Source organism: Streptomyces sp. NPDC007863 (genome assembly GCF_040633895.1).
Lineage (GTDB): Bacteria > Actinomycetota > Actinomycetes > Streptomycetales > Streptomycetaceae > Streptomyces.
In genome coordinates this window covers 1-12,707 of sequence record NZ_JBEYEI010000036.1, presented here as the reverse complement: position 1 = coordinate 12,707, position 12,707 = coordinate 1, and the positions used below count along the sequence as shown (strand labels likewise).

Below are 12,707 nucleotides of genomic sequence, written 5' to 3'. Positions count from 1 at the left end.
CCAAGGCGGGGGCCAGTATGGGGGCCAGAGGTCACGTGTTCCTGGGGGACGGCATGGGCGAGACGGGGATCGGCGCCTTGCTCGTCCGGCTGCGTACCGAGCGCGGCTGGAGCCAGCAGAGGGTTGCCGACGAGTTCAACGCCTTGGAAGGACGCTCTGCGAAGACCGGCAAGGAGATCGGACGCTACGAGCGCGAAGCGCGGATCCCGATTCCCTACGCCCGGAGGTACCTGGCGCAGATCTTCGATGTCGATGTCGCCCTGCTCGACCAGGCCGTTGCCACAAGTAAGGGGCGGCGTGACGGGGCCGACGCCACAGATGCCGAGATCGTGCTGTCCGTGCTGTCACCCAAGGACAACTGCGTTCGTGGAGAGCCACTGTCGGAGGATGCGGTGCGTTCGGCCGAGTTCGCTCGGTTCATCGCGTACCGCAATGCTGACGAGTTCGTCGTCGAGCAGTTGGAGGCGGACGTCGGTCGGCTCGCCCGTACGTACGTCAGTCACCCGCTGATGGAGCAGTACGTCGAGATCAGGCGGTTACGGGACGGTGTCTTCGACCTGCTGCGCGGGCGCCAGCACCCCAGGCAGACCACGGACCTCTACCTTTCCGCCTCCCGCCTCTGCGGTCTGTCCGCGCACGTCTGCCTAGATCTCGGCGACTACGACTCCGCCGCCACTCATGCCCGTACCGCACGGGCCTGCGCCGAGGCCGCCGGGCACGAGGGGATGCTGGCCTGGGTACGGGCTGTGGAGTCGTTGATCGCGTACTGGACCGGCCGGTACGAGCAAGCGGCCCGGCTGGCGCAGGCCGGCCTGCGCCACAGGGCGAGTGGCAGCATCGGTGCACGGTTGGCGAGTCTGGAGGCTCGGGCGTTGGCGATAGTCGGCGACTCGGCTGGGGCGCTCGCCGCTCTGTCGGATGCTGAACGATCCCGTGAGGCGGTCTCGGGTCGGGACGAGGTGCCGGGAGTCTTCGACTTTCCGGTCGCCAAGCAGTTCGCCTACGCCGGGACGACCCTTCTGGCCGTAGGCGGACAGGAACGCATTCAGAAGGCCATTGCCAGCGCTGAAACGGCGATCCGGCTCTATCGCAGTGCGGACGGCGACGATCAGTCCGTGGGAGACCTGTTCGCCTCGCACCTCGACCTCGCCCATGGACATCTGCTTCTGGGTGACCTGGACGGCGCCGAGGAGATGCTCGGCTTCGTCGTCACAGCCTCGCCGGAGCGCATGTCGGCCAGCATCGTGCGCCGGCTCACCGTTCTTGGGCGTGAGCTGGAAGGGCCGCAGTACGGTGGAGCCGCGCAGGCGGTACACCTGCGTGACCGGCTCCAGCACACAGCCGTCCGTGCGTCCCTGCCCGCCGCCCACCCTCCGGAGTTGCCGACGTGACCGACCTGTCCGCTGCCCACGACGCTGCCGTCACCGATCGGGCCCGCCTTGCGGGTAGTGCCTACAACGGAGACCGGGACCTGGCCGCCCGGCAGTCGCTCTACCAGTGGCAGACGCCTCGGTATGACCTGCCCGGCCTCGTCGCCGAGCGGCTGAGCGACGTACGCGGGCGCGTCGTCGACATCGGCTGCGGCAACGGCAAGTTCATCCAGCGGCTCCGCCAGGACCGCCCCGATCTGTCCCTGCTCGCCTTCGACATTGCCCCCGGAATCCTTGCCAGCGTCCCCGGCCCGGTTGCCGTGGCGGACGCGACGAGGCTTCCGCTGGCGGAGGGGAGCATCGATGCCGCTCTCGCGCTTCACATGCTTTACCACGTGCTCGACATTCCCCAGGCGGTCAGGGAACTGGCCCGGGTCGTGGCCCGCGACGGGCTGGTGGTCGCCTCCACCAACGGCGAGTGCGACAAGGCCGAACTCGACGACCTCTGGCAGCGGGCCGCCGGTGACGTCCTCGGGATCGACCGCGGGCCGGCCAGGATCTCGCTCAGTGCCCGCTTCTCCCTGGAAAAGGCTCCGACCTTCCTCGGTGAGGAGTTCAGCCGGGTGGAGGTCGTCGAATTGCCGGGGACCATCGCGGTCCACGACCCGGAGCCTGTCATCGCCCACATGGCTTCGTACCGAGCCTGGGCAGATCAGCACGACGTGCCCTTCGACGCGACCATCGACCGCGCCCGCACACTCGTTGCCGACCACATCGTCCGCTACGGCGCGTACGAGATCACCTGCCTTGGAGGGATCCTCGTCTGCCGCCGCTGAGATCAGTCCAGCGGCGGCCAGGGCCCGTCCAGCAGGCGGCCCGCCTCCTCGACGATCTGTTCCGCCAGGTGCTCCCGGTCTCCCTGTCGGATCGCCGCCCAGTCGTTGTAGGCGTCGGTTTTTTCGACCAGTGGCTTGAGCTGCTGCGGGCGGGCCAGTGCGCCCCACCCTTCGTACGTGATCAGGTCACCGCCGGCGCCGGGGGCCAGGCTGCCGTTCACGATCAACTGGAGCCACCAGCGCACGAGTTCCCAGCGGGCCGCTTCCCAGGGGAGGTCGGTGGTGTCGGCCGGGAGTTCCTGGAGCAGGCCGAGTTCGCTCAGCACCTGGTCGAAAAGGGCGTCGGCCTGCTCGTGCTCGGAGCGTGACAGGCCGGCGAGGAGGGGCAGGGACGCAGTTGCGACGTCGAGGACCAGGGCCGTGAGGCCGGCTTCAATGAGCTGTTCCGGGCGATGTCGGCGGCCGATCAGGCGTTCCAGGGCCAGCATCCGGATGCAGTCGACGGCCTCCTGCGCGGTCATGGCGTACGGAGCGAACGGGGTGGGCGCGGTGACGTCAATGCCCGGTCCGCCCTCGACGAAGTACGACCAGAAGTCGACTGTCGTACGGGCGAGGAGGCCGCTCGACCGGCCGGCGAATTCGTGGTGGATGTAGTCGGCGAGGTCGTTCCCGTACAGGATGATGTCGGTCTGGTAGACGGACAGGACGGGGTGCCCGTGCTCGCCCGCCGTGCCTGGCAGGTAGCGGTGTCCGTAGACCGGGACCAGCCGCGGCACGCTCTCCAGCTCGGTCCTGGCGACATGCAGTGCCTCGGATGTCTCCGTCGGCCTCGACGGCCAGGCGGGATGCCAGAACCCGTTGCGCTCCACGTCGAAGAGCACCCCGTCCACCGGCCACGCCAGCCGCCCGGCCAGGTCCTCGGGGTCGCCGTCGCGCCAGTCGGGCCACCTCGACGAGCCCCGCGGGAGCCCGGCGGCGAGGAAGACCCGGTGATCCGCCGAGAAGGCGAAGCCGAACCGCGCCTCGACCGCGTCGAGCTCCTGTTCGGTGAGCCCCGGTCCGATCTCGGTGCGGAGCATGCCCTGAAGGGTACGGGCGGCTTCCAGGGTCAGTCGTGGGGTCGACGGCGTGTTCACGCATGCCAGCGTAGTGAGCGGCACGGCCGTACACGCCAGGAGGTTGTGGCAGCCCGTTACCTCATTGCGTATTCCCTGCGACGGACTGCGACGACCTCGGTACCGTGGCGCCATGACGGACAGGGGAGAGCCGCCGGTCGTTGCGAACCGATGGGCCGATGTTTCGGATCCGGTGTCGGGAGGGCGTGGAATCTTCCGGGACTTCTGCTCCTGCTTCGACCAGTCCCGTCCCCGTCCGCGAGCCCGCGTCGGGTTTCACGCGGAGCGGCAGGACCCCACCGCACCGGGCTGGCGGCGTCTTCTGGAGCTGGTCGAGGAGGCTGCTGCCGACGGGCGCGAGGAGTTCAAGCCGCTGATCGAGTTGAGCCCGGAGGAGCGCCGGCAGGTCATTACCTTGCCGCCGAGCATCGCCAAACTGACGGCGGTCAAGCACCTCGTGCTCTACGGCAGCAACCTGGTCCGGGTTCCGCCCGAGATCGGGGCTATGAGCAGCCTGGAGGAGTTCACCCCGTACACCTCCTACCGGCTGCACTGGTTCCCCTACGAGATCACCCGCTGCCGACGGCTGGCCCGCAGTACGGTGAGCACGCGAGCCCTCTTCGGCAACTTCAAGCTCCGGCCGCCCTTCCCGAAGCTGACGTCGTCCCCGGACTCCCTCACGGGCCTCGATCCGGAACGTCTGGATCCCGGGCGCTGGGGTCCCACAGCCCTCCAAGGCTGCAGCGTCTGCGACGGCCCGATTCCACAAGGCGGACTCCAGCAGGTGTGGATCTCCCTGCGCGTGGCCACAGACGTGCTGCCGCTGCTGGTCAATGCCTGCTCGTCGGAGTGCGTCGCCTCCCTCCCCGACGGTGCTGACAACTACATCCCCACAGCCCACAGGGGCGGTCGAGTTGACCAGCCGCCGTCCTACTGGGACTGATCGGGAGGACGGCTCTGGAAGCTCCATCACCGTCCAGAGCGTGGTCCTTCCGCAGGCGGTGTTCGGTTTGGCTTCACGGACGGTGGGGTGGATGCGGCGCGAGGCGCGGGCTTCGATCGGCCGATGACTACGGTTCCTTGCCGGCGTGCTGCTTGTACCCGCTTGTTGGGCTGGGCCGTGATGCGCCAGATCAGGACCTGGGCCGGGTGCTCAGCCGTGTCTAGTTCGCGTTCGGCCGCGGCCTGGGCCAAGAGCTGGTGCGGGTGATTGCCGCCGGACTCGGCACGGGCGAGGGCGGTGACGAGGGCCGGCCTGGCCGGGGCGGTGAGGATGAGCTCGGCTTGGGCGGGGATGGCGTGGGGATCGTCACGGCTCGTCTCGGCGCCGGCACTCTTACGGCCGTGACGGCCGCCGGAGCCGCGTTCGTCAGCACCGCCGGCCTCGGCACCGCGATCGCCACCTTCCTCCTCCCCCGGCCCCGGCCCTTCCGCCCTCGCCGTCGCCGCCCTCGTCCTCCTCGCCGTCGCCCTCGCTGTCGCTGTCGTCGTCGTCGCCGTCGTCGTCGCGGTCGCCGTTCTCGTCGTCGTCCTCCGCTGCCGTCCCGGCTGTGAGCCGGCCGCAGGCATCTCCTGACCCGTCTTGCCGCGCGAACGGGCCCCGGGAGGAGACGACGACCGCATGAGCGATCACCGCCGCGTCTACGGCACCGACCGTGGCGAGGACTCCCGCCCGCTCCCCGGCCGCACCTATACGGAGCTGTGCGAGGGTCCTCTCGACGGGCAGCTCCTCGATGTCACCGGATGGACCGACGACGCCCTCACGAAAGCCGCCGCCCTCATCACCGAGGCCGCCGCCCACGGCCCCGGCGGCCGCGCCCTGTACGACCCCGCCCCCGTCGCCCCGGGCCGCTGGGGGGCGGACAGGCGACATCCCCTGATCCCGGCCCAGAGCTGCGCCGCCGCGACCTGCTCGTGACCCGTCCGCAGGGGCGGTACCCGCTCGGGTGCCGCCCCTTGCGGCGTGCTGCTCCCAAGTCCCGCAAGGGGAGCGGGCCGTCTGGACAATGGGGCAAGAATGATCTTGGTCGCGCTTACCGCCGGACTTACCACCACGCTTACCACCGGCCTCACCAAGCCGCGGCCTGCACCGCTGTGACCTGCGAGGGTCAGTCTTTGGGTCACTCCTCCACCCGCCCCCGGCCGGGCTGCTCCTCGCGCGTCAGGGCGCCGCCCGCCCTGCCCCGGGCCCTCTGCCTCGTGCCGCCCGTCCGGCGCGGGGCGCAGGTGGGTGCCTCCCTGTGCCCCGCGGCGATAGATGACACCGGCGACGCCGGCCGGCCTGCGGTGCGGCGTCGGATTTTCAGCGGTACTCGTCACCGAATGCGCGAGCCTGTCGTCACCAGCGCCGATTTCGCAGACCGGTTGTCACCAGGCCCGGCGGAGGTGCGAGCCGATGACCTGGCGCTCGGCGCGGACGTCGGGACCGTCATCGGGGCGAACGGCGGTGCGGTGACAGTTTGGGCTGCGAGATGTCATCTATCGCTGCGAGGCACATCCGCCCGGAGGTTGCACCACCGGTTGCGGGCCCCCTCGACCATGCCTCGCGTCCGCGCAGGTCACCGGCCGTGGGTCAGTCGATCCCGGCGCCGACACCTCTCCTGTGGAAGGCAGGAGAGGGTTCTCCTTCCCCATCTCGGCGGGGCGGGCGGCGGACGCGCCTGGCCCGCGGCTGCCGGAGATTTCTGACACCCCGCCACGGGGCGGGAGACTGACCCGGGGCGGGCACCGCACCACACCGCCGTCCGCTCGGTCCCGGCCCCGACATTCCCGACCAGCTCCCGCCCGACCGCTGGGCCTGCACCGCCGCCGGGGAGTGGACCGCCGCCCCCGACACCACCCCGCTTCCGCCGCGCACCGGCCGGCGCCCCCTCGGAGACGGCCCCGCCGACCCCGGCGCCGCACCTGGCCGGCCCGGATAGGGTCGGGGTCAGCCCGTGCCGATATGGCGTGCGCGGGCGAGGCCCGGCGCCCAGGGGGTTCACCTTCCGGGGGCAGTACCGTCGGGTCGCCCAGACATGACGGTGGGGTCGTTCCCAGACTTGGGAACGACCCCGTTGTCATCGGGCCCGAGCTGCCGCGGTCGCACCTGTCCGCCCGGGCGCACGTCCATGCGCGCTCGTACGGGAGGCGCCGACGGCCGCCGCCCCCCCCGCGTTGTCCGGTCGGGGTCTGCGGGGCGGCCTGAGGGCGGTTTTCGATCCGTGGTGGGCCTCGCGCGTCCAAGCGTGCACACGTGCGCGAGCACACGCGTGCACACGAGCTGGGAGGGAAGCCGGGGCCGAGCCGGAGAAAACCGTTCGGGACGGTGGGTGTGCGGCGTGGGCGGGGGTAGGCGGTGCGGCGGAGTGAAGTGGACACCTCCTGGACCGGGCACGCGCGGACCATCCCCCCGGACGCGCGCTGGCCGGCCATCCACCGGCCCTCGCCCGGCGCTCCGGGCGGGGGCCGCTGTCCGCCCTGCTCCTTCGCCCCACAGTCTCCTTGTGGGCCCCGCACGCCGTTCTGGCGGCCTCTCGCCTCGCTCGCGTTGCCCCTCCCGTGGGGGAGCGGTCAGGGTGGTCGCTCACGATCGAGCTCACCATGCTTGGGGGTGTTCACCACCGAACTCACCATGTCCGGGGTTGCTCACCACGGGGCTCACCACAGTGCTCACCATGGGTGACCCCTGGGGGCGTTTTGTCTGTTTCGGTGAAAGTTGCTTGGGAGCGTGCCGGCGTCGGGTAGAACTGCAGGTCAGGAAGACTGCTCCCCGCTCGCGCGGGGATGGACCCCTGCCCGCGCAGCCGAGGACGGCGGCGGCCTGCTGCTCCCCGCTCGCGCGGGGATGGACCCTACTACGTGCCCGCCTACCGGATCTACAGCGACTGCTCCCCGCTCGCGCGGGGATGGACCCCACGTCGCCGTCGACGAGCCCGGCCTGTGTGGCTGCTCCCCGCTCGCGCGGGGATGGACCCTACCCACCGTCACAACCCCCCGATGGAACGGCCTGCTCCCCGCACCCGCGGGGATGGACCCACCCTGAAGGCGGTGCTGCGGCGGCTCGGCACCTGCTCCCCGCACCCGCGGGGATGGACTCACGGGATGCCGGATCCGGCCGTTCGGCTTGTTCTGCTCCCCGCACCCGCGGGGATGGACCCCTCTACTCCAACGCGGTCGGCGTGCTGAAGACCTGCTCCCCGCCCGCGCGGGGATGGACCCGTCGCGCACCAGGGCTGCGCGTCCGACCAGGCGAAGCCGGGCAACCTGCTCCCCGCCCGCGCGGGGATGGACCCAGGGTCATCGCCGACGGCGAATCCGCCACGTGCTGCTCCCCGCCCGCGCGGAGATGGACCCACCCGCCAGGCGTCCGCCGTGAACCCGATCACCTGCTCCCCGCCCGCGGGGGGATGGTCCCCGCAGCGGGCCGAGTTGCGGGCGGGTCAGGCACTGTTCCTCGTGCCTGCGGGACTCATCTTCGGGTGTGGGTGCTGGAGCCGGGTTTGGTGGTGGTGCTGTGTCGGTTCTTCGGTCGCTTGGGTCGCTGTTGTCGGTGGGTGTGGTGAGTGGGGGAGCGGTCATGGTGGTCGCTCACCATCGAGCTCACCATGCTCGGGGTTGCTCACCACGGGGCTCACCACAGTGCTCACCATGGGCGGCCCTTGGGGGCGTTTTGTCTGTTTCGGTGAAAGTTGCTTGGGAGCGTGCTGGCGTCAGGTAGAACTGCGGGTCAGGAAGGCTGCTCCCCGTACGCGCGGGGATGGACCCATCCGCCAGGACATCGTCGACCTCCTCCACGCCTGCTCCCCGCGCCCGCGGGGATGGACCCCCGGCCGGACCCGCGAGCTCCTGCTCCCCGCCCGCACAGGGATGGACCCCGAAGGCGGTTCCTGCGGGCCCTGGTGCAGCGCTGCTTCCCGCGTCCGCGGGGATGGTCCCATGGGGGTCTGGGCCAGCTGCTAGGCACTCCGCTGTTCCTCGCGCCCGTGAGGCCCCGGCGCCGCCGTGACCCAGCTCGGCTTCCTGTTGCTCTCCGCGTCCGCAGGGATGGCCCCTGTGCCGCGATCGAGGAAGGCCTCCACGGCCTCTGCTCCCCGCCTGCGCGGGGATGGTCCCGGGGCCGGCCGGCCCGAACCCTGACCACCTGCTCCCCGTGCCCGCGGGAATGGACCCAAGCCGCCGAACCCCACCCTCCCGAAGCCCGGCTGCTCCCCGCGCCCGCGAGGATGGACCCGTTCGTGCTCCCCGGGGACAGGGGGGCGAACGTCTGCTCCCCGCGCCCGCGGGGGATGGACCCCGTGGTGTCCCACCACGGCGGAGACGCCCACTCTGCTCCCCGCACGAGCGGGGATGGACCCGCGCTTCGCGCCTACGTTCAGGAACGACTGAACTGCTCCCCGCGTCCGCGGGGGTGGACCCACCGAGGTCACGCACGACCCCGAGCTCCGCGCCTGCTCCCCGTGCCCGCGGGGATGGATCCCCGAAGGACTACGGCGGCTTCCTGTTCGGCATCTGCTCCCCGCTCGCGCGGGGATGGCCCCCGGAACGGAGAGCTGTCCGTGTACGCCCCGGCCTGCTTCCCGCTCGCGCGGGGATGGCCCCGGTGTGCGTCCGAGCCACTGTCCTTCGTTGCGCTGCTCCCCGTCTACGGGGGATGCATCCATGGCCACCCTGGTCCGTCGGGCCGACATCTGCCGCTCTTCGCATCCGCGGGGATGGCCCCGTTTTCTTCGGTGACTGGGGAGAGGGGACCGACTGCTCCCCGCCCGCGCGGGGATGGACCCATCATGCAGCAGGGCCGCTACTCGACCATGGACTGCTCCCCGCCCGCGCGGGGATGGACCCGTCGGGGTCGCCCAACCCGGCATGGTTCGTACCTGCTCCCCGTACGCGCGGGGATGGACCCGCGACCTCGCCGAGAAGATGGGCTGCAGCCGGCTGCTCCCCGTACGCGCTGGGATGGACCCCTCATGCGGCAGATCCTGCTGATGGGCCCGGGACTGCTCCCCGCCCGCGCGGGGATGGCCCCCAGAGCAAGACCGAGGCGGAAGCACTGGGCATCTGCTCCCCGCGCCCGAGGGGATGGACCCCGCGACTGGGTCTACGGCTCGACAGGCCAGGTCTGCTCCCCGCGTCCGCGGGGATGGCCCCGGGGCCGCCCTGATCACCACGACCGGCCACTACTGCTCCCCGTACGCGCGGGGATGGACCCGAGTCGGCCTTCGCCTGGGCCTGGGCCCGGGACTGCTCCCCGTACGTGCGGGGATGGACCCGCCTCGACCTGCACCGAGACCGGCCACCTGATCTGCTCGCCGCGCCGGCGGGGATGGATCCATCGCCGTGAACGCGGATTTCATCGAGTCGCCCTGCTCCCCGTAGGCCCGGGGGATGATCCCCACGACAACTGCCACTGCTACGCGGTGCCGGTGTGTCCGTGCGTTCGCGGGGATGGACCCTCGGTTGCTTCCTCGAACCCGCCGACCAGTTCCTGCTCCCCGCCTCGCGGGGACGGCCCCATCAAGAACTTCCAGGCCAACGTGAACGCGCTCTGCTCCCCGCACCCGCGGGGATGGGCCCACCAACGGGAAGGTCGCCGGGCGGGACCGGCTCTGCTCCCCGCGCCCGCGGGGATGGACCCGCGTCAACGGGGTCACACTCGGCACACAGGTCCTGCTCCCCGCGCCCGCGGGGATGGCCCCGACATCACCGTGGTCTGGCCGACGCCGGGCGGCTACTCCCCGCGCTCGCGGGGATGTTCCCACGGTGCTGACGCTGATCGCGGTCGGCGTGAGCTGCTTCCCGTTCGTGCGGGGATGGTTCCTGGGAGCCGCTCTGGGCAGGCGGTCGCCGTTATTGTTCCCCGCGCCTGCCGGGATGGCCCCATCGTGTTCGGCATGACGGGACGCACGACCAGCGGCTCCCCGCTCGCGCGGGGATGGGCCCCGTTCAGTACAGCGACGCCGTCCGGGCGTGGCTCTGCTCTCTGCGCCTGCGGGGATGGGCCCGGCTCTGTTGCCGGCTCGCTCTGGCGCCGGCGCTGCTCCCGCGCGCGGGGGTGGTGGGGGAGTGGGTGATGCGGTTTCTGCATAGTGCCGGGGTTCTGTATGCCGTATGCGTTTTCCGTATGCGGTGGGGGTGCCCGGATGGTGTTCCTGTTGGTGTGCCGTTGCTGCTGCCTTGTGTCCCGCGGCGCGTGGTTGGGTCAAGGCGCCCTCGCCTTGCCAGGGTCTGGGGCGTCGCTGCGCCCTTTCCGGGTGTCCTCTCGCCTGCTTGTGCTGGCCTTGTCCGGGCGCCCGCCGCCCGCGGGTCGGGTCTTGTGGTGTCTGCGGGGGTCCTGGCGGTGCGGGAGCCGGGGACGGTCTGTTGGGGTGGCCTGTGGTGAGTGTGGGGGGTTGCTGGGTGCCTCTCAGGCTGTTTTCCCTGGTGGTGGGGTGCGCTGAGAGCTGAGAGTGGGTGTCGGGTGTGGCTTTCGCATGACACTGGTCGGGCCGCAGGGGTTCTTGTCCGGCCGGGTCTGTGTGGCGGGCAGGTCTCCATCGAGCCCGGCGCCCCGTTCCCCGCGGCTGCGTCCCGTTCCCCGCGGCTGCGCCCTGGGATGTGTGGGGATGGTCCCGGGGACCGGCCGGCCCGGACCCTGACCATCTGTTCCCTGCTCGCGTGGGGATGGACGGGTCGAGTGCTGCTCGATGGTGAGGTCGGCGATCTGTTCCCTGCTTGCGCGGGGATGGACTCTCCGCGGCGGTGACGGGCTTGGGGACCGGCTCCCCGCTTGCGCGGGGATGGACCCACGAAACAAGTGAGCCTGCCTCTGTGCGTGCCCTGCTCCCCGCACCCGCGGGAATGGACCCTACGACTGGTTCGCCGCGCGGCGGGACGACGTCTGCTCCCCGCTCGTGCGGGGATGGCCCCCAGCACCCGAACCGAGGCGACCCATGACTACTGCTCCCTGCGCGCGCGGGGATGGACCTGCCAGCGTGATGTAGAGGGCGGTGATGACCAGCTGCTTCCCGCGCCCGCGGGTCTTGGCGGTGGGGGTGATGTGTTTTCCGCATAGTGCCGGAGTCCTGTATGCCGTATGCGGAAGTCGCATGCAGGGTGGGGGGTTGTCGGGTTGTGTTCCTGTCGGCGCAGTGTGCTGCTGCTCCTACTCCTGCTGTCTGTCTTTGATCGCGCGGGGCTGGGGGCCGTGTCCGGTGAAGGGCCTGGATCCGTCGCTACGCCCTCTCGGGGTGCCTCTGCGTTGCTGGTGCCGGTCTGTCGTCTGTGGGGGTCTGGCGCGGAGGGCCGGGGTGTTCTGTGCTGGGTGGTGTTGTGGTGAGTGTGGGGGGCCTTGGGTGCCTCTCAGGCCGTTTTCCCTGGTGGCGGGGTGGGTTGAGAGCTGTGTGGGGGTGTTCCGGTCGTGGCTTTCCAGAGCACTGGCCAGGCCGGGGGAGGGATTCTTCCTCCGGCCCGGCACCGTGGGACAGGTAAGCCCCCGTCGGGCCGGGGCTGCTCTCCGCGGCGGCCACAGCCCCCTTCTGCTCCCTGTCTGAGGGGGGTTTGCCCTGCCGGCCGTGGCGCTCACGCCTGTCCCTGTTCAGCGCGCGGGACCGGGACGAGCCCGGGCTGCTCCCCGCGGGTGTGAGGCAGGCAGGGTGATGCGGTTTCCGCATGTGGGATGACCGCCCCTGTCGGGTATGCGGTTTCCGTATGCACGCGAAGGGCTGCTCCCCAGTCCCTCCTTCCCGGTCGCCGGCGCATGGCCTCTGCCCGCTCGAGCGCTTGAGCTCACGAGCGTGCTCGGCAGCCGGCCCCGCCCGGGCCGCGCCCCGGCACACAGCACCCTGCCGCAGTGCCCCTGTGGCTGCCGTTGTCTTCGGAGAGGCGATGGGTGACGGTTGGTCTTGATGCGCTTTCCGCATGGGGTGTTGATGGTCCGCCAGGAGGTGTCCGCTGACACCTTTTTGAGTATCCCTCACCCAAGGCAAGATTTCTAACAGTTGGCAGTATATGAAGGGTTAGGGCATCTCTGATATAGGTCTAGACAACTACTTTCGAGCTTCCCGCGCACCGATCACTCACAGTGACGTCCCATATGGCGTCCCTACGCCCGTGAATCACCACCCCAACACCACTCGAAGTCACATCCCTCGAGCGCGGCAAACGGCCAGCACGCACCGCCGGCCCCGCAGGGGCCGCACACCACCCACCCCACCCAACACACCCTCAATCACCCACCACCACACCTCACTTATCACCACCACACCCCGCCGCAGGCGGGCGCCCACCACAAACAACCCCCACCCCACACCCGCACCCGTCACACCACCCCCACCACCCCGCGGTCACCGAAGGTGCCCGCCCCCACGCAGCCAGCCCAGCGCCGCGCAGCGGCGCAGCACCACTGGGCGTGACGCAGTCACGCCGCG

At 70.8% G+C, this 12,707-nt stretch carries 5 protein-coding genes and 1 CRISPR repeat array; of the genes, 4 read left to right on the top strand and 1 reads right to left on the bottom strand.

The window, feature by feature from the left end:
* Positions 1-35 precede the first annotated feature (35 nt).
* Positions 36-1,391 (top strand): XRE family transcriptional regulator, encoded by a 1,356-nt coding sequence (locus ABZ621_RS35650; protein WP_360611054.1) that lies wholly within the window; start codon positions 36-38, stop codon positions 1,389-1,391.
* Positions 1,388-2,206, top strand: a complete 819-nt coding sequence (locus ABZ621_RS35645) for a class I SAM-dependent methyltransferase (RefSeq protein WP_360611052.1) — start codon at positions 1,388-1,390, stop codon at positions 2,204-2,206. Before ABZ621_RS35650 ends, ABZ621_RS35645 begins: the two co-directional genes overlap by 4 nt.
* A gap of 2 nt (positions 2,207-2,208) precedes the next feature.
* On the opposite strand, the gene ABZ621_RS35640 is transcribed toward ABZ621_RS35645, so the two are convergent.
* Positions 2,209-3,285, bottom strand: coding sequence for a hypothetical protein (locus ABZ621_RS35640; protein ID WP_360611050.1), 1,077 nt, complete (start codon positions 3,283-3,285; stop codon positions 2,209-2,211).
* 169 nt (positions 3,286-3,454) lie between these two features.
* On the opposite strand from ABZ621_RS35640, the gene ABZ621_RS35635 reads away from it, so the two are divergent.
* Positions 3,455-4,264: a leucine-rich repeat domain-containing protein gene (locus tag ABZ621_RS35635; protein ID WP_360611048.1), complete on the top strand. Its 810-nt coding sequence runs from the start codon at positions 3,455-3,457 to the stop codon at positions 4,262-4,264.
* 678 nt (positions 4,265-4,942) lie between these two features.
* Positions 4,943-5,239, top strand: coding sequence for a hypothetical protein (locus ABZ621_RS35630; protein ID WP_360611046.1), 297 nt, complete (start codon positions 4,943-4,945; stop codon positions 5,237-5,239).
* A 1,826-nt stretch (positions 5,240-7,065) separates the two neighbouring features.
* Positions 7,066-7,715: direct repeats of the CRISPR family, unit length 17 nt; unit sequence CGCGCGGGGATGGACCC.
* Between the last annotated feature and the right edge of the window lie 4,992 nt (positions 7,716-12,707).

Bases quoted from the DNA above. Each gene is read 5' to 3' on its own strand.
- ABZ621_RS35635 (WP_360611048.1), top strand. From the start codon at position 3,455: ATGACGGACAGGGGAGAGCCGCCGGTCGTTGCGAACCGATGGGCCGAT.
- ABZ621_RS35630 (WP_360611046.1), top strand. From the start codon at position 4,943: ATGAGCGATCACCGCCGCGTCTACGGCACCGACCGTGGCGAGGACTCC.
- ABZ621_RS35640 (WP_360611050.1), bottom strand. From the start codon at position 3,285: ATGCTCCGCACCGAGATCGGACCGGGGCTCACCGAACAGGAGCTCGAC.